This window comes from Algibacter marinivivus (assembly GCF_003143755.1).
Lineage (GTDB): Bacteria > Bacteroidota > Bacteroidia > Flavobacteriales > Flavobacteriaceae > Algibacter_B > Algibacter_B marinivivus.
In genome coordinates, this window is the sequence record NZ_QFRI01000001.1 from 292303 (window position 1) to 314197 (window position 21895).

22 protein-coding genes are annotated in these 21895 nt (G+C 32.2%); 11 read left to right on the top strand and 11 right to left on the bottom strand.

Translation table 11 applies throughout. The annotated features are described in order from the left end of the window. Window positions 1–51 precede the first annotated feature (51 nt). Window positions 52–2205, bottom strand: coding sequence for a TonB-dependent receptor (locus DIS18_RS01425; protein WP_109351264.1), 2154 nt, complete (start codon window positions 2203–2205; stop codon window positions 52–54). A gap of 602 nt (window positions 2206–2807) precedes the next feature. Here DIS18_RS01425 and DIS18_RS01430 point away from each other — a divergent pair. Both DIS18_RS01430 and DIS18_RS01435 read left to right on the top strand, forming a co-directional pair. Beyond that, on the top strand, window positions 2808–3302 hold the full coding sequence (locus DIS18_RS01430; RefSeq protein ID WP_109351265.1) for an RNA polymerase sigma factor: 495 nt from the start codon (window positions 2808–2810) through the stop codon (window positions 3300–3302). Window positions 3303–3306: 4 nt separating this feature from the next. Continuing rightward, a complete protein-coding gene (locus DIS18_RS01435; RefSeq protein WP_109351266.1) occupies window positions 3307–3948 on the top strand; it encodes a hypothetical protein in 642 nt (213 codons plus the stop codon). A 172-nt stretch (window positions 3949–4120) separates the two neighbouring features. Here the strand turns inward: DIS18_RS01435 and DIS18_RS01440 are convergent, their stop codons facing one another. The 7 genes from DIS18_RS01440 to DIS18_RS01470 all read right to left on the bottom strand — a co-directional run bounded on the left by DIS18_RS01440 (window position 4121) and on the right by DIS18_RS01470 (window position 11027). Beyond that, a complete protein-coding gene (locus tag DIS18_RS01440; protein WP_109351267.1) occupies window positions 4121–4711 on the bottom strand; it encodes a pseudouridine synthase in 591 nt (196 codons plus the stop codon). Further along, complete coding sequence (locus tag DIS18_RS01445; protein WP_109351268.1) at window positions 4698–6986, bottom strand: type IA DNA topoisomerase; 2289 nt, start codon at window positions 6984–6986, stop codon at window positions 4698–4700. The genes DIS18_RS01440 and DIS18_RS01445 overlap by 14 nt, the downstream gene beginning before the upstream one ends. Window positions 6987–7079: 93 nt before the next feature. After that, window positions 7080–7724: a hypothetical protein gene (locus DIS18_RS01450; RefSeq protein ID WP_109351269.1), complete on the bottom strand. Its 645-nt coding sequence runs from the start codon at window positions 7722–7724 to the stop codon at window positions 7080–7082. Window positions 7725–7816: 92 nt separating this feature from the next. Beyond that, window positions 7817–8488, bottom strand: coding sequence for a GNAT family N-acetyltransferase (locus DIS18_RS01455; protein WP_181363967.1), 672 nt, complete (start codon window positions 8486–8488; stop codon window positions 7817–7819). Next, window positions 8469–9338, bottom strand: coding sequence for a beta-keto acid cleavage family enzyme (locus DIS18_RS01460; protein ID WP_109351271.1), 870 nt, complete (start codon window positions 9336–9338; stop codon window positions 8469–8471). The genes DIS18_RS01455 and DIS18_RS01460 overlap by 20 nt, the downstream gene beginning before the upstream one ends. 171 nt (window positions 9339–9509) lie before the next feature. Next, the gene (locus DIS18_RS01465) at window positions 9510–10307 is read right to left on the bottom strand and encodes a lysophospholipid acyltransferase family protein (protein ID WP_109351272.1); all 798 of its coding nucleotides are present in this window, start codon (window positions 10305–10307) and stop codon (window positions 9510–9512) included. Between the two features lie 78 nt (window positions 10308–10385). After that, the gene (locus DIS18_RS01470; RefSeq protein WP_109351273.1) at window positions 10386–11027 is read right to left on the bottom strand and encodes an NUDIX hydrolase; all 642 of its coding nucleotides are present in this window, start codon (window positions 11025–11027) and stop codon (window positions 10386–10388) included. A gap of 5 nt (window positions 11028–11032) precedes the next feature. On the opposite strand from DIS18_RS01470, the gene DIS18_RS01475 reads away from it, so the two are divergent. After that, window positions 11033–11737 carry a peptidylprolyl isomerase gene (locus tag DIS18_RS01475; RefSeq protein WP_109351274.1) on the top strand — a complete coding sequence of 235 codons (705 nt, stop codon included), beginning with the start codon at window positions 11033–11035 and terminating at the stop codon, window positions 11735–11737. On the opposite strand, the gene DIS18_RS01480 is transcribed toward DIS18_RS01475, so the two are convergent. After that, window positions 11734–12345: a trimeric intracellular cation channel family protein gene (locus DIS18_RS01480; protein ID WP_109351275.1), complete on the bottom strand. Its 612-nt coding sequence runs from the start codon at window positions 12343–12345 to the stop codon at window positions 11734–11736. The genes DIS18_RS01475 and DIS18_RS01480 overlap by 4 nt on opposite strands. Beyond that, on the bottom strand, window positions 12345–13064 hold the full coding sequence (locus tag DIS18_RS01485) for an RDD family protein (protein ID WP_109351276.1): 720 nt from the start codon (window positions 13062–13064) through the stop codon (window positions 12345–12347). Before DIS18_RS01485 ends, DIS18_RS01480 begins: the two co-directional genes overlap by 1 nt. A gap of 24 nt (window positions 13065–13088) precedes the next feature. Here DIS18_RS01485 and DIS18_RS01490 point away from each other — a divergent pair, with 24 nt between their 5' ends. The 5 genes from DIS18_RS01490 to DIS18_RS01510 all read left to right on the top strand — a co-directional run bounded on the left by DIS18_RS01490 (window position 13089) and on the right by DIS18_RS01510 (window position 18515). Continuing rightward, window positions 13089–14078 (top strand): stage II sporulation protein M, encoded by a 990-nt coding sequence (locus DIS18_RS01490; RefSeq protein ID WP_109351277.1) that lies wholly within the window; start codon window positions 13089–13091, stop codon window positions 14076–14078. Window positions 14079–14101: 23 nt separating this feature from the next. Then, window positions 14102–14800, top strand: coding sequence for a hypothetical protein (locus DIS18_RS01495; RefSeq protein ID WP_146191777.1), 699 nt, complete (start codon window positions 14102–14104; stop codon window positions 14798–14800). Beyond that, on the top strand, window positions 14800–16005 hold the full coding sequence (locus tag DIS18_RS01500; protein ID WP_109351279.1) for a DUF4350 domain-containing protein: 1206 nt from the start codon (window positions 14800–14802) through the stop codon (window positions 16003–16005). The genes DIS18_RS01495 and DIS18_RS01500 overlap by 1 nt, the downstream gene beginning before the upstream one ends. Window positions 16006–16007: 2 nt before the next feature. After that, complete coding sequence (locus DIS18_RS01505; RefSeq protein ID WP_245925556.1) at window positions 16008–17087, top strand: AAA family ATPase; 1080 nt, start codon at window positions 16008–16010, stop codon at window positions 17085–17087. Window positions 17088–17183: 96 nt separating this feature from the next. Then, window positions 17184–18515 carry a DUF58 domain-containing protein gene (locus tag DIS18_RS01510; protein WP_109351280.1) on the top strand — a complete coding sequence of 444 codons (1332 nt, stop codon included), beginning with the start codon at window positions 17184–17186 and terminating at the stop codon, window positions 18513–18515. 222 nt (window positions 18516–18737) lie between these two features. On the opposite strand, the gene DIS18_RS01515 is transcribed toward DIS18_RS01510, so the two are convergent. Further along, window positions 18738–19511 (bottom strand): hypothetical protein, encoded by a 774-nt coding sequence (locus tag DIS18_RS01515; RefSeq protein ID WP_109351281.1) that lies wholly within the window; start codon window positions 19509–19511, stop codon window positions 18738–18740. A 249-nt stretch (window positions 19512–19760) separates the two neighbouring features. Between DIS18_RS01515 and DIS18_RS01520 the strand changes: the two genes are divergently transcribed. The 3 genes from DIS18_RS01520 to DIS18_RS01530 all read left to right on the top strand — a co-directional run bounded on the left by DIS18_RS01520 (window position 19761) and on the right by DIS18_RS01530 (window position 21866). Continuing rightward, complete coding sequence (locus DIS18_RS01520) at window positions 19761–20186, top strand: DUF2141 domain-containing protein (protein WP_109351282.1); 426 nt, start codon at window positions 19761–19763, stop codon at window positions 20184–20186. 7 nt (window positions 20187–20193) lie between these two features. Further along, window positions 20194–20691: an RDD family protein gene (locus tag DIS18_RS01525; protein ID WP_109351283.1), complete on the top strand. Its 498-nt coding sequence runs from the start codon at window positions 20194–20196 to the stop codon at window positions 20689–20691. Window positions 20692–20924: 233 nt separating this feature from the next. Continuing rightward, window positions 20925–21866, top strand: coding sequence for a hydrogen peroxide-inducible genes activator (locus DIS18_RS01530; RefSeq protein WP_109351284.1), 942 nt, complete (start codon window positions 20925–20927; stop codon window positions 21864–21866). The last annotated feature ends 29 nt before the right edge of the window (window positions 21867–21895 follow it).

Here is a 21895-nt window from a genome sequence, read left to right on the forward strand (position 1 = left end):
CAAAAGCGAGGACTTGTAACGGATAGCCCGACCCCTTTTTGGGGTAACGCCCTAAAGATTATCTAACTGGTTGCTCTTTTTATCTTCGCTAATGGTCCAGAAGAAACCGACGAAAAAGAATTGATCTGTTGCTGGTTGTAATGCACGCCTGTTAAAATTTCCGTTGGCATTTGGTGTATTGGCATATTGGTAGCCATTAATATTTTTAAAACCTAATACATTATTTACAGATGCATAGAGTATTTTTTGTGGACTTATTAAATACGCCCAGTTTAAACTTAGGCTATTAAAGGCCTTGGTTTTATCGTTTAAAAAACCTGTTTGGTTTGGGTTAGTAAAGGTTCTGCCCGAAGCGTAGGCGTAACTAAAGCCTACTTGACTGCGCCATTTATCTACCCAATATTTACCGACTAATGATAGGTTGTGCGTATTTGCAAAATTGGGTTGGGCTTTGGTTAGGTAGTTTTTATAATCGCGCTTAGTATCTAGATAGGAGTAGCTTGCCCAATAATCGAAATTTTTGATGCTTTTGCTGTCTCTCCAAAAGAAATCTATACCACGTGCAAAACCACTACCGTTGTTTGTGAAATTAGTATCGAAGTTTGTAAACTCGGTATCGTATTTTACTAAATTCTCGTACGCTTTATAATAAGCTTCGGCTCTAAATATTTTTCTATCTGCATTGTATTGGTAGTTAAAGATATAATGCGATGTGTTTTCTGCTTTTAAATCTTGGTTAAACTTTAAAATGTTACTTGATGGATTTTGATAAAAATTACCATAGGCTAAAGATACCTGACTTTTACTGGTGGTTTTATAGGCTAAAGATACTCTTGGAGCTAAGGTGAAATCTTTAAACAGCTCTGAATACTCACCACGTAAACCTGCTTTAAAGGCGAGTTGTTTTGATATAAAAATATCGGCTTCAGCAAATGCTGCTGCAATGTTGTTGTTAAACCCGTAGCTTACTTTATCGATCGTTTCATCTTCGTAGGATTCTTTAAAATCGGTTGCGAAATATTCTGCTCCAAAATAGAGTTTTAATCGGTTACTGATTCTGTTTTTAAACTTTAGCTTGGTGTGTAGTGAGTTTTCTGTATCGTTAATATCACTTTCTATAAAGATTAAGTTGTTTTTTGCTCTTGTATAACTTAGACCTCCAAAAACTGACCAAGTATCGTTTAAAACGCCTTGATACGATCCGTTTAAATAAAAGTTATTGTTGTTTAGTTTAAAATATGCGCCTTCTGGTCTGTTGATATCTTCTTGAGTTAACTCAAAATTAGTAGCATCAAAAGCACCGTAGAGTTTAAATAAGCCTGAATTGGTTTTTTTTCTGTAAACCGCCTCTCCTGAAGCTGTTTCAAAAGGTTTAATCCAATCGTTTCTGTTTTTGAAAATAGCGTTATAAGGCGCTAAGTTGATGTAAGAGGCATTTACACTCAATGAACTCTTTTCCCATTTTTGAGTATTGCCCAGTGTTGCACCAACGCTCATTATACCAATATCGGTTTTCTCTTGGTCGGGTTCGTCAATAGTGTTTAAAAGTAGTACGCTAGATAAGGCTTGCCCAAACTCTGCAGAGTATCCTCCTGTTGAGAAAGTAATACCATCAAACAAAAACGGTGAGTAACGCCCTCTTGTTGGTGCATTATTGGTTGTTGGTGAATATGGTGTAAATACACGAATACCATCAATAAAAATCTGAGTTTCGTTAGCATCGCCACCACGTACAAATAATCTACCATCTTCGGCAACCGTAGTGGTTCCTGGTAAGGTTTGTAATGCGCCTACAAAATCGCCCAATGCACTTGCTGTTGTTACAACATCTAGTGGTTTTAATGCATTTACTTTACTATTATCGCCTGCTGAAAATGTTCCTGCAGATAATACCACAGCATCTAAAGTGCTAACATCTTCTTTAAGTTTTATAGTAACATCTTTCATAAAAGAAATATCGCCTACCATAGTAAATGTTTCATAAGACAAAAACGACACAACTAAAGTTTGTGTTCCTGTTTCTGAAGTTTGAAAAGCGAACGTTCCATCTTCCATAGATGTGCTTCCATCGTAAGTACCTTCTAAATAAATATTAGCTCCAACAATGGGTTCGTTTTTGTTATTTAAAATAGTTCCGCTTATAGTTGTTTGAGCAGAAATTTGAATACTGATTAATGCTATTAGAATGATGGTTATTTTTTTCATGATTAATAAAATTTACTGTTCGTTTTTTGTTGATTGAATTTTGATTGACTTAAATTGATGAGACAAATTTGCAACACAAGAATGAATACAAAAACTCTTAATGACCGAACTGTAAATTTTAGATGATGAATTGAAATTTTGAGTTTAAAAATCTCATAAAAAATGAATTTCAAGATTAGGAGTAACCCTTTTTTTGAATTTAAAAAAGCGTAAAAACTGGGATAAAAACTTGAGAATTTCTAAAACTGTTAAAAGATTTTTTGCACAAAATATTACTAAATTATTTTTTTATATATTAGCTATACGCAACTACTAAAAAAGGTTAAAAAAGCATTAAAAACGCATCATAGATTTTATTTATACCGTATACTTAATTAACTCAAATCCAGATATTAATTACATTTATATAAACAAAAAGTTTAAACATTATAAAAATGCTGATTTTTAAGTGCTATTTTAAATAATAAGTATAATTTTTATCAAAATTTACGACCTTTTTTAAACACTCCTAGCCTATTAAAACATACGCTTTAAAAAATAATTTAAACTATGTGTAACGTTTTAAAAATTTAAGCTACTTACATTATAACTAAACCATCCCATTGAATAAAGAACTAGAACATAGTTTTGTAGAATTGCTAGAAAAGCATCAAAATATTGTGCACAAAGTTTGCCGTTTGTACACCAATAATTATGATGCACACAACGATTTATTTCAAGAAATAACCATACAACTCTGGAAAGCATATCCTAAATTTCGAGGCGATGCAAAGTTCAGTACATGGATGTATCGGGTAGGATTAAATACAGCCATTACACTTTACAGAAAATCAAAACGCTCTATAAAAACACAAGATTTTGAAGGCGTAGAATTTAAAATAAAAGCAGAGGATTATGACGATACAGAAGAGCAACAATTAAAGGTTCTCTATAAAGCCGTTCATCAATTAAACGATATTGAAAAGGCGTTAGTCTTTTTGTATTTAGAAGACAAAGATTATAGAGAAATAAGTGAAACATTGGGAATAAGTGAAGTGAATGCCCGCGTGAAAATGAATAGGATAAAAACGAAACTAAGAACCATTTTAAATCCGTAATACTATGGATGAATTAGATATACTCAAAAAAGATTGGAATAAAGGGAACGATAAGTACCCTAAACTCTCTTACAACGAAATTTATAAGATGATTCTCAAAAAATCATCCTCCATTGTTAAATGGATTTTTATCATAAGTATTTTAGAATTTGCGTTTTGGCTTGCCATCTCCTTTTCATTCAAAGGCACTTCATATTCAGGGAAGTTAGAAGCTCTAGACATCAACCACATACTCATTCCGTTTAGCATTATCAGCTACGGCGTTTTACTCTATTTTTTCTATTTATTCTACAAAAATTACAAGAACATTTCTGCTACAGATAGTTCTAAAACCTTAATGGAAAACATTATAAAAACCAGGAAAACAGTAAAGTATTACGTTATTTTCAATCTTGTTTCTTTGGTTATTGGCGCAGTTATAGGTGCCCTTTATGGGTTTAATCACAATCCTGAATTCTCAAATAAACTTGATTTAGCCACAGCAAACGGAGAAGTTTTTAAGTTTTATGCAGTTATTATTATTGTTATAATCTTAGTTCTCGCTGTTGTTATTGGTGTTTTACTCCTGTTTTATTGGTTAATTTACGGCATCCTTCTAAAGCGTTTAAATCGCAACTACAAAGAATTAAAGAAGTTAGATGCTTAAAATATATTTTGAGCGTTACCTCACCCTTCGACTGCGCTCAGAACAGGCGGTCAAGCTTTCACTACTCTCCCGATTAATATCGGGATCAAACATACCGTTCAATCCCTAACGCGGGTTAGTTTGTTATTGGTATTTCTAAACATTAAGCGTTCATGCTTTCCGCATAAGGCCTTTAAACTTCAAACTCAAAAACCTCAACAACATCACCAGCTTGCATAGTATGTGCTTGAATACCTCCTACTCTAACACGTACCAAACGCAACGTTGGAAAACCAACTGCCGAAGTCATTTTTCGAACTTGTCTAAATTTACCCTCTTTTAAAGTTATAGACACCCAACTTGTTGGTCCATGCCTATCATCCCTTATCTTTTTTGCTCGCTCAGGCAAATCAGGAATAGCATTTAACATAAAGACATTACAAGGCTTCGTTTTATATACCAAGCCATCAACTGTAATATCAACACCTGTTATTAGTTTCAGAATAGCCTCCTTAGAAATAATTCCATCCACTTGGGCGTAATACTCTTTTTCAACTTTTTGGCTATTTATATGGGCGCTTGTTTTACCATCAGTAGTCAATAACAACAAACCTTCAGAAGGTTCATCTAGCCTACCAATAGCCATAGTACCCTCCGGAAAATCATGCAAACTACCAAGAAATTTTTTAGATTGTTGTTTGGAGTCATTACTAGCAAACTGACTCAAATACCCGTAAGGTTTAAAGATTATAAAATGTCTCTGGTTTGTTTTAGATGCTTCCATTCAAGATATTATGAACAAGTTCTCTAGTTGGTGTTTGCCCATTTATTTTTGCTCTAACAGCATCAAAAGTTACTTTAAAATCACAACCTGATTTATAAGCACTGCAACCATAAGCTGTTTTTCCTTTTATAACTGTTCCTTTTTTACATTTAGGACACCTTAATTCATCCGTTTTAGTTTTAGGCGTAGTTTGTTTAGGCTCTAATTTCAGCTCAAAACTATCATCAAAACGCAGTAAACCTTCAACTGTTCCATAATTGGTTTTAAAACCCTTTAAATTAACCGTAGATCCTTTTTGAAGCAGTCTAATAAATTGTTTTTCAGAAATCTTTTTACCTTCAAATTTAAACGGCATTACAAAATTGCAACCTGTTTTATAAGCACTACAACCATAAGCCGTTTTCCCTTTTATAATCTGACCTTGTTTACACTTTGGACATTTTTCAGCAGTAATTCCTGCACCTTTTTTAGCTTCAGCTTTAGCTGCTCGATTTTTTACAGTTGTAGCATGAGAAATATTAGCACGTTTTTCACTTCTAACCTCATAAACTAAAGCATCTACCATACGCTTCATATTTTTTATAAATGCACCAGCAGTATACTCACCTTTCTCAATATCTTTCAACTGCTTTTCCCAAGAGCCCGTTAATTCAGCAGATTTCAATAAATCATTTTGAATCGTATCAATCAACTGAATACCTGTAACCGTTGGCAAAACCTGTTTCTTATTTCGTTTTATATATTTCCTTCTAAAAAGCGTTTCAATAATATTAGCACGTGTTGATGGTCTTCCAATACCATTCTCTTTCATTAAATCGCGCAACTCTTCATCATCCACTTGTTTCCCTGCAGTTTCCATAGCACGCAACAAAGAGGCCTCAGTAAACTGATTTGGTGGTTTGGTTTCTTTTTCTAAAAACGAAGGTTCGTGCGAACCTTTTTCGTCTTTTTCAAAAGTGGGTAAAATACCCGATTCTTTTTCTTTGGCATTTGGATTTTCAAAAACAATACGCCACCCTTTATCTAAAATTTCTTTTCCGGTAGTTTTAAAAACTACTTTAGCTGCACTTCCTAAAACTGTGGTGTTGGACACAGAACAATCATCATAAAAGACAGCTATAAAACGTTTTACAATAATATCGTAAACCTGTTGTTGGTTATACTGTAAATTGGTTTGCATCCCAGTTGGAATAATAGCATGATGATCGGTTACTTTTTTATCATTAAAAACCCGTGTTGATTTTTTTATCTTTTTACCTAAAAGCGGTTGCGTTAATTTTGAATAGTTAGTCAACTTCTGTAAAATCCCAGACACTTTAGGATATATATCATTTGGTAAAAACGTAGTATCAACTCTAGGATAAGTGACTACTTTACGCTCATATAATGCCTGAACTATTTTCAATGTTTCGTCTGCTGAAAACCCGAATTTGGTATTACAATACACCTGCAAACCAGTTAAATCAAACAGTTTTGGTGCATATTCTTTACCTTTCTTTTTGGTAATCGATTCAATTTCAAAATCACTTTCTTTAACCTTATTTGCTAAAGCCTCACCATCTTCTTTTTTAAGAAAACGTCCATCTTCATAACTAAAAAGCGTATCTCTATAAAGCGTTTGTAATTCCCAATATGGCTGTGGTTTAAAGTTTTCAATCTCCTTAAATCGGTTTACAACCATTGCTAATGTAGGCGTTTGCACGCGACCTACCGACAAGACTTGTTTGTATCCGCCATGTTTTACGGTATATAATCTAGTAGCATTAATACCTAACAACCAATCTCCTATAGATCTAGAAAAACCAGCATAATACAAGTTATCGTAATCTTCTGAAGGCTTTAAATTTTGAAACCCTTCTTTAATAGCCTCGGTAGTTAGAGATGAAATCCATAAACGTTTTACCTCGCCTTTGTATTTAGCCTCACTCATTACCCAACGCTGAATAAGCTCTCCTTCCTGCCCTGCATCACCACAGTTTATAACAACATCGGCTTTATCAAATAAACTTTTTACAATATTAAATTGCTTTTTTATCCCAGAATTTGAAGATACTTTCACTTCAAATTTTTCAGGAAGCATCGGTAAATTGTTTAAATCCCAACTTTTCCAATACGATTTATAATCTACAGGTTCTTTTAAAGTACATAAATGCCCAAATGTATATGTTACCGCATAGCCATTGCCTTCAAAATAGCCATCGCGTTTTGTACTTGCGCCTAATACAGCAGCAATTTCTCGGGCAACACTTGGTTTTTCGGCAATACAGACCTTCATTTACGTTATTTAGATAAGTAACGCAAAATATAAATTTCTACAAAGGTTAAAAAAGGGAGTTATTATGAGTTATTAACGAATAAAAAATAAATCTTATTTATATTTCTTCAATGTAAAATTCCATGTATACTTTTTAAACAAGACTACACTTAAATAATAAATTAGATGCTTAGAGTTTAGTTTCTTTTTAAATCTTATAGAGGATTTATTAAAACTATCAGTAATACTGTACTTTATATTTCTATTATACTTCTCTATGAATCTATATGATTGATACCTTAAGTAAGGAGCTAAATTTTTACCTCTATACTCATGGAACGTCCACATATTCAATAAGTAAGCTTCATTTGACTTAAGTTTAAAAACTCTTCCTTTAAACTCAAATTCATTTAATTCAACAAAATTATATGCAGCAATTTCACCATTGGTTTCTAAGCCAATACAAAGTTGTCCATTTTCCATATCTCTAACAGTGTCTTCTATAACAATTGAGGTATTTCCTTCATTAATAGAAACAACCTCTTCAATAGTTAGCTCTCTTACTGAAAATTTCGAAGAAGCATTTTTTATTTTAGGAACTTCACAAGGCTCTACTTCTTCTTGAACCCAGTAATATGGTCTAATATCTACTCCTTTGCCTGCCAGCCAATTTCGAAATGCAAATAAGAACAACCCATTACTTAAAGCATTTTTAATCTTTTCATAAGTGGATATTTTTTTGTTCTTTTTAGGTTTCATAAGCATCTAATAATAAATTATAACTGAAAGTGAACTCATATTTAAAACTCTATAAAATTTTAATATAGATTCTCAAAAAATCTTCAAATGAATTAACTATATTTTTTTAGAGTAAAATTCCACTTAAATATATTAAACAGACCAACACTTAGGAATAAATAATGATTTTTAGAGTTTAATTTATTTTTAAACTTAATTGAGGATTTATTAAAATATTGTGTAATGCTATATTTAACATCAATACCCTTCTTTTCTAACATTCTATAAGTTTGATATCTCAAATAAGGAGCTAAGTTCTTACCTCTGTAATTTTGAAATGTCCACATATTAAAAAGATAAGCTTCGTTAGGTTTTAATTTAAATGCTCTTCCTCTATGCTCAAAATCATTAAATTCAACAAACATAAAAGAGGCAATTTCACCATTATTTTCTAAGCCAACACACAATTGGCCATTTTTAAAACCTTTAATTAGTTTAGCCTTGTCTTTTGCAGAATGATGCTCTATAACTAACTCAACTTCCTTTAAAGACAAGTCTTTTAAAGTATATTTAGAAGTATCATTTTTTATTCTGGGTTCCATACAAGGAGCAAATTCTTCTTCTACCCAGTAATAAGGATTTATATTTATCCCTATTTGCTCTAACCTATTTCTTAATCCAAAAAGAAATAAGCCATTACTAATTACATTCCAATACTTTTTTAAACTTGACGAAGATTTACGCCCTCTTGTTCTCACAAAATAATTACTTGAATTTCCTTCCATAACTTCCATTACCTGGCTCTAAATTCATTTTTTTTCTAAAATCTTTAGGAGTCATCACACCTCTTCCATTAGCATTAGCTATTAAATGAACGCGCTCTAAAAGCTCCGAATTAGTTGTTAGTTTTGTCCTTTCTGCATCAAACCAAATATTATCTTCAATACCAACACGCACACCACCACCAACTGCAATTGAAAGTGAATTCATTTTTAATTGTTCATTTCCAATACCTGCTAAGCTCCAAAAAGAATTTTCAGGCAGATCATTAATCATAACTCCAGAATGCAATAGATTTGCTTGTGAACAAGCTATATTACCAAACAATAGGTTAAAATAATACGGGGCTTGAAGTACTTTTTTTCGTTCTAAATACTTAGCATAATTTATCATACCTATATCAAAAGCCTCTAATTCTGGCACAATACCTTTCTCTTTCATTTTAGCGGCAAGGTTAAAAACCATATCTGGAGCATTTACACTTGCTGTTTTATTAAAATTGAGAGAACTTAACGTCAAACTACCCATATCTGGTTTTAAATCACCATCTAAAAGTAAGGCGTCACTTCGCTTTTCAAATTCACTAAAATCTCTTCCACTTAATGAAACGCAAATAACAAGTTCTGGCGCATACTTACGAATACCTGCTATTATATCAGCATAAACCTCTTTTTTATATGTTGGTACACCTGTAACAGCATCCCTAGCATGTAGATGCACCATAGTTATTCCAATTTCACAAGCCGCATGCACATCTTCTACAATTTCAGAAACTATAACAGGTACATGAGGTGTCATTTCCTTTGTTGGAATCATACCTGTTGGGGTAAAATTTATTATTAGGTCATTCTTCATTAATAGGTTTTTAATATGTTTTATTAATAAGAAAAATAACAATTAAATTTATGCAGAATTTATAAATTCGATTAAATGATCTTAAAACATGCCAATAGGGGAAATAGAATTTTCTTTAAGTAAAAAACAACGTTAAAAAACATGAAATCAATCCTGTTTTTTTAAATCAAACTACCACTCACGCAGCCTGTTAAGTGCTTCTTGCTCTTCTAATTCTTTTTGAGGAATAACTTTTAAAAAAGAAGGGTGCTGCTCTATAGCGTATTCAATTCTCTTTACAATATCTTCAGTAGTTTCGTTGTCATAATCAATATCCAATGGCGCTTTAATCTCCATAGATTGAAGAATATTTTTCTTTTTTATACGCAAGCCTTTTTTATCGAATGAACGCCTAAAACCATCAATAACTATAGGAACTACAACAGGTTTATAACGTTTTATAATATGAGCAGTTCCTTTTCTAATAGGCTTAAATGGTGTAGTTGTGCCTTGTGGAAATGTAATTACCCAGCCATCATCAAGTGCCTTACCTATGTTAGAGATATCACTCATTTTAACTTGCCTTTGAACATCTTTCCCTTCAGACCTCCAAGTACGCTCAATACTCACAGAGCCCACATAGGCTAAAATTTTAGGCAAAAGTCCAGCCTTCATGGTTTCTTTGGCTGCTACATAGTAAATATTTAATTTAGGATTCCAGAGATACCCAACATTTTTTATAGAATCTGTACGCCCGCTTAAACTCGCGTTAAAGACGTGAAACATAGACACCACATCAGCAAAATAAGTTTGATGATTAGATATAAAAAGTACATTTTTATCTGGTAAATCTTTTATAATTTCAGACCCCTCTATTTGTAACTCATTAAACCCACGAAAACGTCTATGGGTCATAGCACCCAAAATTCTAATGAGCCATTTTTTTACAAATAATATATGTCCGAATGGATTTCTTTTAATCAATCCCATAAATCACGCATCAATTTTAGTTAGTAAGTTACTTAATTTTAATTAAATTAGGAATGCAAATGTAACAAAACAAACATATTAGAAAAGTTCTTTTAACAAGTCTTTAATTTCGCTAAGCATCATTGCTGTTGCTCCCCAAACCACATAATCATTTAATTTAAATGCAGGCACCTCAACTTCAACACTATAAGATGTTTTTACTTTTTTAAACACTAGTGACTTATCATCTAAAAAATGTCTTAAACTAACTTCTATAAGCGCTTCAACCTCATCATCTTGCTTTATAAAATTTGGTGTTACTTGTGTTATTCCAATAAATGGCTGCACATAGAAATTACTTGGTGGAATGTAAACTTGAGATATTTTTTTAATAACCTGAACCGTATCTGCTGACACCCCAACCTCCTCATAAGTTTCTCTTAAAGCTGTATCTTCCAATGATATATCTTGAATTTCAAGTTTACCTCCTGGAAACGCTACTTGTGCAGAGTGTACACCTTTGTATGTTTTTCTGAGAATTAAAATAAACTTTGTTTCTTGATTTTCATCTGGATAAAATAACGCCAAAACTCCAGCATGTTTTGCTTTTTTAATGGCCTCTTGTTGTTTTTTTAAGAGTTCTTGACGAAACGGCGGCACCATTTTGAAGTGAGATGTTTCGGCCGGAAGCGGTATATTTTCTATTTTTGAAACTAATTTTAAAAATTCGTCAAACTTCATAGTCTATGCGTGCCTTATTATTTTTAAGTTTTTTTCTTATATTTCTGAATTGTGAAGATAAACAAAGTAAAAAGAAAACTATACCTGAAACTAAGGTTGAAAAACCAATTATAAAAGAGGCTAAAGAAGATACCTCAAAAGAACCTGAACGCGAATTCCCAAAATTAGATTCTAAAAGCGCCATGGAGTTTTTCTTGGAATATGATAAACACCATAAAGAAAATAAAGTACGCATCACTACTGATTTTGGTGAAATTGACATCTTACTTTACAACGAAACTAAGTTTCATCGTTCAAATTTTATCTGGTTAACTAAACAAGGCTATTATAACGATACTCAGTTTTATAGAGTGATTGATAATTTTATAGTTCAAGCTGGAAATAGTGATGACGTAAAAACTGCTAGAAAACGAGCTCATATTGGCAAATACCTATTACCTCCTGACACAAAACGTGGTTTTAAACATGATAGAGGTGTTATATCAATGCCTAGTAGTGAAATTAGAAACCCACATAAATTGGCTTCTCCTTTTGAATTTTTTATTGTCTGTCAAAAAGGTGGCGCCCATTTTTTAGATGGTGACTACACCATTTTTGGTCATGTTACAAGAGGTATGGATGTTATAGACAAAATTGCAGCTGTTGAAACTGATGATGGAGATTGGCCAGATAAGAATATCTTTATTCGTAATGTAGAAATTCTAAATTAGATATTTTCTTTAGAATAAATTGTTGGTAATGCTATTTTAAATTTAACCGCTAAAAGCCTAACAACAATAACTACAATTCCAGCTATCACAAACACATAATCATCTTTTATTGGGAATTCTCTCAATAAAAAATAGGTGATTCCTCCTAAAATGCATGCAGTTGCATAAATTTCTTTTCTGAAAATAACTGGGATTTCATTGCATAATATATCTCGAATTACACCTCCAAAACTGGCTGTCATCGTTCCTAATGCAATACAAATTATTGGGTGTAATTCTGCGTTTAGCCCTTTTTCTATACCAACCAAAGTATATAATCCAATCCCAATAGTATCAAATAAAAATAGAGAAGTTCTTAAGTAATTAATTTTCGTTTTAAATAGTATTGCAAATACAGCAGAACCCAAAATCACATAAGTAAATGTGATGTCTTTCATCCAGCTTACTGGTGTATTCCCAATAAGTAAATCGCGTAAAGTACCGCCACCTACTGCTGTAACAAAAGCAATTATTAGAATTCCGAATAGGTCCATTTTTTTATGAATGGCTACTAAAACACCTGAAATGGCAAAGGCAATGGTTCCTAAAATATCTATAGTATAAAACATTACATGCTTTGTGTGTAAAAATTATAATCTTTTAAAATAACATCAATAAACTCCATATCGGTACTATGCTTTACGGTTTTTATACCAACCACTTCTATTATTTTTTCTCGTAATTTAATTAAAGTCTGATAATCTTTTGCTGTTCTTGCGGCACTAAAAGTTTCTTTTATAATTCTAGCGTCGTTGTCTGATAGCTTAATAACGTTTGGATAGGTTGGCTTGTAGTTTTCCTTGAGATTTTCGAGGATAGTATGACTTATATTTACACTATCTTTTAAACCAATAACTGCTGTTCCTGCAGCCATATCACCTAATCGTTGTGTTTTTTTATTGAATAACATGATGAAAAAACCGAGACCAAAAATGTAAACATCTACAATCCTAAAAAACCAACGTACTACATAATCAGAAAACGAGGCTTGGTAGCCATCGATTTTAACCACTCTTATTTTTAAAGCACGCTTACCAACGGTTTGCCCTTGTAAAATAGATTCTAAAACCAAAGTGTAAAACATTACCGGAAAACTTAGTACGGTGTTTATGGCTATTTGCGACCATTGATCCATGTTATCAAACGCTCCAAATGTCCAATTTAAAACTAGCATATAACCTATTTTTATGGCCATATCTATCATAAATGCTAATAATCGTTCACCTGCTCCAGCTGCGTTGAAGGAAATTTTTACATTTTGAGTCGTGTTAATTTGTAACTCTGACATTTATTATTTTAATTTATCAAATATATGAGGGAAGTTGCATTTATCAAGCAAAATAAGGAAAAATGGTTGAGTTTTGAAAAAGCAATCGTTAATAATGATTTTGATAATCCTGATGAACTAGCTTCTCAATACATTCATGTTATAAACGATTTAGCTTACGCACAAACCTACTACCCTAAAAGTAAGGTAATTGCATATTTGAATCAGCTTTCTGCAAACGCTTACCAAAAGATTTATAAAACTAAAAGTACAGATACTAATAGAATCATTTCTTTCTGGAAAACCGAAGTGCCTTTGATTTGTTATCAATACCGAAAGTTTATATATATCGCTTTTATTATTTTTTCAGCGTTTACTTTTATTGGAGCAATTTCAGCAGCTAATGATGGTGAATTTGTACGTTCGGTTTTAGGAGATAATTATGTAAATATGTCTCTTGAAAATATTGAAGCTGGAGATCCTGTGGCTGTTTACAAAAGTGGCAGTAATTGGGGGAGTTTTATTGGCATAACTATTAACAATTTACGCGTTGGCATTATTGCTTTTGTTCTTGGTGTATTTCTAGGCATTGGTACACTTTATATTATGTTTAATAACTGTATTATGCTAGGTTCTTTCCAGTATTTCTTCTATGAAAAAGGGGTGTTTTGGGAAAGTGTCCGAGGTATTTGGATACATGGTGCCATGGAAATTTTCGCTATTGTTATTGAATGTGCAGCTGGTTTAATCTTAGGTACTAGTATTTTGTTTCCTGCCACACATTCTAGATATACATCATTTAAAATGGGAGCAAAAACAGGAATTAAAATTTTAATTAGCACATTCCCTTTCACCTTTGCTGCCGGTTTTTTAGAAGGGTTCATTACACGTTATTCTAACATTATGCCACATTGGTTATCGGTTGGCATCATTCTAATTACACTTGGTATTATTAGTTATTATTATCTGATTTATCCTTTTAAAGTTCAAAAGCAAATTACTAAACCCTCAGTTTTAAGTCCGTCGAATATTTGAAATTAAAACACCTACATATATTCTTGTTTCTATGCTTCATGGTTTTTGGACGCCAACCATCATTTGGATTAGCCCCACTTCAAACACCTAATAGTATCAGAACGTTTGATGACGATTTTAAAGATCGTTATGATGGTAATAAATACAATTATGAAGGCACAGACATAGTAACCAAAACACAACCAGGTTCTGGTAATTATGAAGACTATAAAAAAGAAGAGCTTAAACACAAAGAGCGAAATAATTCAGATGGTTTAAGTATAAATTTCGGTCCTTTTGCGTGGGTATTTTACATAGCTATTGCACTTGCAGTAGTCTTTTTAGTATATGTTTTATTAAATGAAGGTGGTACAGGTTTATTTACCGTAAACAGGAATAAATCAATTAATACTTATCAGGAAATTACAGCTGAAAATATTGAAAATGCAGATATTCATGCTTTAATAAAAAACGCTGAAAACGATAATGATTACAGACTTGCCATTCGTTATTACTACCTACTTGTTTTAAAAACACTGAGCCTAAAAAACCACATCAAATTTGAAGATGATAAAACTAACAATGAGTATTTAGATGAAGTAAGTAGCAAACCATTTAGTAAAGATTTTGCATACACCTCCTACCTTTACAATTACATTTGGTATGGTGAGTTTCCTTTAAATACAGATAAGTACAACAAAGCGAAAAATAATTTTTCAAGCTTTTTAAATCAGGTGAAGTAATGAAGAAGATTTTACCTGTACTTATTATACTTGTTGCGCTTGTAATTACTGCATCGGTTGTTATTGGTGTAAAACGCACCAAAACCGTTGATTGGGAAGAATCTTTTGATGAAAAAAGCAACAAACCTTATGGCGTTAGTGTGCTTTATAAAGAATTACCAAAGCTATTTAAAGATTATAAAGTTAGAACTGTTTACCATCAACCGGCTAGTTATTTAAAAGCTAATTCTGAAGATGGTTATGGTGAACATATTGCAGAGGGAACTTATATCATCATTGGGAATTCTGATTATCTTGAAGATGATTCTATAGATGAATTATTAAATTTTGTAGACGCTGGCAATACTTTATTTCTCTCTGACTATTATTTCCCTCAGAAGATTCATGATACACTTGATGTGAGTGTTAACTTTGTTGAAAATGAAAAAGACAGCATCTCTTATCTTTCATTGAAACATGTAAATATTGATGATATCAAACTTGATAGAAATGCCAGTGATCAATATTTTTCTGAATTTGATTCTATCAATCACACCGTTTTAGGGCATTCAAAAATTGATTATAAGCATACTAATTTTTTGCAAGTGCCTTTTGGAAAGGGAACCGTTTTTTTACATACCGAACCTAAAGCATTTACCAATTATCATCTTTTAAAAGAAGAACGCTACAAATACATTGAAGGTATTTTATCTTATCTACCAGATAATCATGTGTATTTTGATTCGTATACCAAAATTCAAACGGGTTATGATGGCGATGTAGAAAAAGAATCTAATTTAGGTTGGTTTTTGGAACAGTTATCTTTTAAATGGGCTTGGTTTACAGCCATTATATTTGGTATTCTGTTTATGATTTTTAATGCGAAACGCAGACAACGCATTATCAGAATCATCAAACCATTACAAAACACAACAGTTGCTTTTGTAAAAACAGTATCTAATTTATATTTTGATACCAAAGACCATAAAAACTTAGTTGATAAAAAAATAACGTATTTTTTAGAAAAAATACGACGCGATTTAAACTTAAACACAGATGTTTTAGATGAGGAGTTTATAGAAAAATTAGCCTCTAAAACCGGAAAGAAAAAAGACGATGTAAAAAAACTTGTGAATTACATCAACTTAATGAGATCAAAAAATGAGTTTTTTGAAGAGAACCTGATAAAACTCAACAGACATATAGAAGCATTTTATTCAAAATAATTATGGACGAAAACAAAGAAGAGAAAACGCCTAAAGCGGAATCAACAAAACCAGAACAAGATGTAGTATCATCAATTGATGATAGTGCTCTAACAGAAGATGATTCAAAAAATTTAGAGTTTAAAAGCAGACTAGATTTATCTGAGCTTCAACAAAGCGTCACTAAAATACGCGCAGAAGTTGGTAAAGTTATTGTTGGTCAAAAAGACATGGTAGATATGCTTATTGCATCGCTTTTAGCCAAAGGGCATTCACTCATTGAGGGTGTTCCTGGAGTTGCAAAAACAATTACCGCTAAACTTCTAGCCAAATCGTTGAGCGTTGATTTTAGCAGAATTCAATTCACACCTGATTTAATGCCTAGTGATATTTTAGGAACTTCAGTTTTCAATCTTAAAGACTCTGAATTCGAATTTAAAAAAGGCCCTATTTTCTCAAACATGATTCTTATAGACGAGATTAACAGAGCACCAGCCAAAACCCAAGCTGCTTTATTTGAGGTTATGGAAGAACAGCAAATTACTATTGATGGTAATAAGTTTAAACTGGATTCACCTTTTATGGTTTTAGCAACTCAAAATCCTGTAGAGCAGGAAGGTACTTATAGGTTACCAGAAGCCCAATTAGATAGATTCTTGTTTAAAATTGATGTTGGCTATCCCAATTTAGAAGAAGAAATAGAAATTTTATCCAGAGAACATGAGTTAAAAGACAAACTTAAAACTGATGAAATAGAATCTTTTTTAACAGCGAAACAAATTGCTGAATATCAAAATTTAGTATCGCAAGTTTTAGTTGAAGCACACTTGCTAAAATATATTGCCCAAATTATTGTAGCTACTCGAAGCAATCAGTTTTTATATTTAGGAGCGTCACCAAGAGCCTCAATAGCCATATTAAAATCAAGCAAAGCGTTTGCTGCCATGAGCGGAAGAGATTTTGTAACACCAGAAGACATTAAACGTGCCGCTATTCCTGTTTTACACCACAGAGTTATTGTAACGCCAGAACGAGAAATGGAAGGTGTTTCTAGTAAACAGATTATTACACAAATTATTGAAACGGTTGAAATACCACGTTGATAGTTTTCAGTGGCAGTCGCAGTATTCAGTTCTACTTTTAACTTTTAACTTTTAACTTTTAACTTTTAACTTTTAACTTTTAACTTTTAACTAAATTTGAAATTCTTTAAACACTTCTACATCCAACCCCGATTTTTCTATGCTGGCATTGGTATTGTAGTGTTGTTTGCTTTAAGTTATTTCATTCCTGTGTTGTTCAATATTGCGCAACTATCAATTTTAGTTTTAATACTGCTTTTCTTTTTAGATTTTCTAATCGTTTTCATTGGTAAAAACAAAATAGAAGCCACTAGAATTTTACCAGATAAGTTTTCAAATGGTGATAAAAATCAAATCAAACTAGAGGTTAGTAATAATTATCCGTTCACTATTCATTTAGAGATTATTGATGAAATCCCAGAACAATTTCAAGTACGCGATTTCAAAATAAAAGATGTTATTTCATCACGAAAATCAAAAACCATTCAATACGATTTAAAACCCACCGAACGAGGCGAATATTATTTTGGAAGCTTAAACGTTTACGCATCATCTGTATTAAATATTGTTGCCAAACGATTCACTTTTGAAGATGGTGCCATGGTACCCACCTACCCGAGTTTTAAACAATTAAAAAAGTTTGAGCTACTAAACATTAACCAAAACTCATTAGAATACGGCCTCAAAAAAGTACGCAGACTTGGTCATTCCATGGAATTCGAACAAATAAAAGACTATGTTTTAGGTGATGATTTACGTACTATAAACTGGAAAGCCACTGCAAAGAAAAACCAGTTAATGGTTAATCAGTTTCAAGACGAAAAATCACAACCCGTGTATTCAATAATCGATAAAGGGCGCATCATGAAAATGCCTTTCAACGGTTTAAGCCTTCTCGATTACGCCATAAACGCATCACTCGTTATCAGTAATGTGGTTTTAAAAAAGCACGATAAAGCAGGTATGTTATCGTTTTCAAAACGCATTCAAAATGTAGTTGTTGCCGAAAGACGCAGCTCCCAAATGCAACTCATTCTAGAAGCGCTTTACAACGTAAAAACAGATTTTTTCGAGAGCGATTTCAGTAGGTTATATGCCAGTATCAAAAGGCACATTACCCACCGAAGCCTTATTTTAATGTACACCAATTTTGAAACATTAGATGGTTTAGAGCGCCAACTCCCTTATTTAAAAGCCATTTCTAAAAGTCATTTATTGGTCGTTATATTCTTCAAAAACACCGAACTAAACAGCCTAATCGACAACAAAGCAGAAACCATCGAACAGGTTTACGACAAAGTCATTGCAGAAAAATTCGCCTTCGAAAAACGCCTCATCGTCAACGAGCTCAAAAAATACGGCATCCACTCCATCCTCACAACTCCAGAAAACTTAACTATAGACACTATAAATAAGTATCTTGAAATAAAAGCAAGAGGTTTATTATAATTTTGGGCGTTACCCGAAAAGGGTCGAGCTTTCACTACTCAATCCCTCCTACGTCGGGGATTTCAAACATGCCGTTCAATCCCTAACGCAGGCTTATTTGCTGGCTAATTTTTTAAATCGACAGTTTATTTTATTTTTTGAGAGGTTTGTTTAACGATTTTGTGTATAAAGCGCAGCTATCCCGCAGGGTAGCTATAATTTATAGACATTGTTGTAATTCGTTCATTTTTCAAATTCATTTCTTAATAGTTCATCTAGATTCCTCCAAAAGACTAAAGAATACTGCGCACAGTTTTGCTGTGACTTACTTTTAGTTGTTATTAACTCGAACCATTCTTCTTTTGGTTTATACTTAGCAACTGTTTCCGCCAGCATGAACTGAGTTTTACAATTGTCAACTGTTCTAAATCTTAGTTTAGAAAGTTTGTTTATGTCTATTTTTCCTTTTGAAAAAAGTCCGTTTTTAATAGGTAAACTCTTATCAAACCAATCAAGAAGCTCACAAACTGAGGATCTCCCTCCTTTGTCTTGATGAATTCCAATTACTCTAAATAGGGCTTTGTTCTCCAATTTGTTTTGATAGCTAAATATATCGCCAACGTTGAATTTTGAATCTTCTCGGTAAACTTTAGCAATTCTTTTTTCCTTAGGTTGATTGATTAAAAGTTGCTGTTTGAGTTTTGTAATCACAATCTCTCTTTTCTTCAAATTCTTAGTGTCTTCTTTCCATCTTTCAAGGTCAGATCCCTTATCAATAATTTCAAGAGTCTTTTCAAGAACTCGACCAATAAGTCTTCCTGTTTTCCATTGTGTATCTGCTAAGGCAAACCAAAATACTGAATTTTCATCGCTATCAATTATTGAATCTCTGTATTCCTTTTCAAGTGTAGAGGTAGCTTCTTCTGAATTAAGCCCGTCACCAATTAATTTTTTGAAATCATCTCTAATATCGCACGCTAAATCATCTGAATAAATGGCTGGTCCCCAAACTCCCATAGGTATTTCTTATTATATGTATTACAATATTTCGCAGATATAAAGTCGTTTTAGTTTTTATATCCGACCTTAAACGAAAGTAGCAGATTTTTTTTACAAAGTCAAATAATAAACTAAATCGATATTAAAATGTGTGTAGCTGGCTAAAAAACAATTCATCATTAAAAAACCACAACTCAGTAACAACAATTATAAAAATGGCTGTTAGTGTTAGATATTTGACCTGTTTAACACATAAAACCATATATCATGAAGACATTAACATTAATCATCGCACTAGTATTATCAGTAAACCTTAGTAACGCTCAAGAAGGTGCAGAAAAAGGAAAAACAATTACCGTAACTATAGAAAACATAACCAATAATAACGGTAGCGTTATTTTAGGACTTCATACTGAAGACACCTTTATGAAAGGTCAAGGTATTATGAATGCTGAAAGCAAAATTGTTGACGGAAAAATTACAGTAACTTTTAAAAATGTAGAAGCAGGAAGTTATGCTATTATGGCATTGCATGATGAAAATGATAATAAAAGAATGGATTTTCAAGAAAACGGTATGCCTAAAGAATCTTACGGAATGTCTAACAATCCTGAAATGTACGGTCCTCCTCAATTTGCATCAGCTAAATTTGATTTAAATGATGACGATTTAGATTTAAAAATCATATTCTAAAAAAACCATGTTAATACTAAAAAGGTTTCTAGCTTTTTCTATTGATTATCTTATCATTATAAGTTATGCAGTACTGTTGTTTATTATAACACAAAGCTTATCAAATGGATTAAACTTAAGCCTTACCAGCTCAAAACCAATACAAAACCAGCTAGTTGCCTTTTTTACCTTAACGCTTCCAGTGATTATTTATTCGGTATTAACTGAACGAAGTTCTAAAAAAGGCACCATTGGAAAACGTGTTATGAATATTTGTGTTGAAGCAAAAAAAGGAAATATCTTAAAACGTAATATTTTAAAATTTTTACCTTGGGAGTTGGCTCACATTGGCGTGCATTGGATCTATTTTTATGAAACCACTAATAAAGAAAGTCCTATTTGGGTTTGGGTACTTTTAATTGTTCCACAACTTATTATAATAGTTTATATAACAAGCATCATATACTCAAAAGGCAGAATTAGTCTATATGATAGATGCTCTGAAACAATAATCTCATCAAAATAAAAAAGCGACCTTAAACATTTTAAGGTCGCTTTTTAAAAACTAATTTTAAACTAATCAAACTAAACTAATGCTTTAGACGGTTTTACTTAACAAAACTTTCAGCATCTATATATTTTTTTATTGGTTTATAATTCAATACTATTATGACTACTACAAATTTAATTTATAATTAACGCCTACATCTATAAATTTTATTGATAGTTTTTATATTTTTATAGCCTAAATTGATATACATGACTATTACCCAATTATATTATGTTTTGGCAGTTGCCGAAAACCAAAATTTCACAAAAGCTGCTGAAAAATGTTTTGTAACACAACCTACATTGAGTATGCAAATTCAAAAGCTTGAAGACCAACTTGATGTTCAGATTTTTGATAGAAGTAAAAAACCTATTGAACTTACTGAAGTTGGTAAAAAAATAGTTACCCAAGCTAGAAATATTGTAAACGAATCTTATAGAATTCAAGACATTGTAGACCAGCAAAAAGGCTTTATTGGTGGTGAGTTTAAGTTAGGCATAATCCCAACGGTTATGCCAACCTTACTGCCTATGTTTTTAAAGAATTTTATAAAGAAACACCCAAAAGTTAAACTTAAAATTGAAGAGCTTACTACTGAAGAAATTATAACAAGAATTAAAGATGGCCATTTAGATGCTGCTATTGCAGCCACACCTTTAGAAGATGAAAGCATCAAAGAACGCGTACTGTATTTTGAGCCTTTTGTTAGCTATATACCTAAAGGACACCGCTTACATTCTAACAAAAAAATTGAAGTTTCAGATTTAGATATAAATGACATGCTACTTCTTGAAGATGGGCATTGTTTTAGAGACGGTGTTATTAATTTATGTAAAATATTCAAAAACCACTCTGATGATCAGTTTCAATTAGAAAGCGGAAGTATTGAAACTTTAATAAAATTATCAAATGAAGGTTTAGGTATGACACTTCTACCCTATTTGCACACTCTAGATATTAACGAAAAAGAAAAAGCAAACTTACATTACTTTAATGAACCTTCTCCAGCTAGAGAAGTGAGTATTATATATCATAAAAGTGAATTAAAAATGCAGATTATAGAAGCTTTACAAGATGTTATTTCTGGAATAATACGAGGTGCTATTGCTTTTCAAAATGTAAAAATAATAAGTCCGCTACCTAAAAAATAAAGTGTATTAAAAAAGCGACCCGTGGGTCG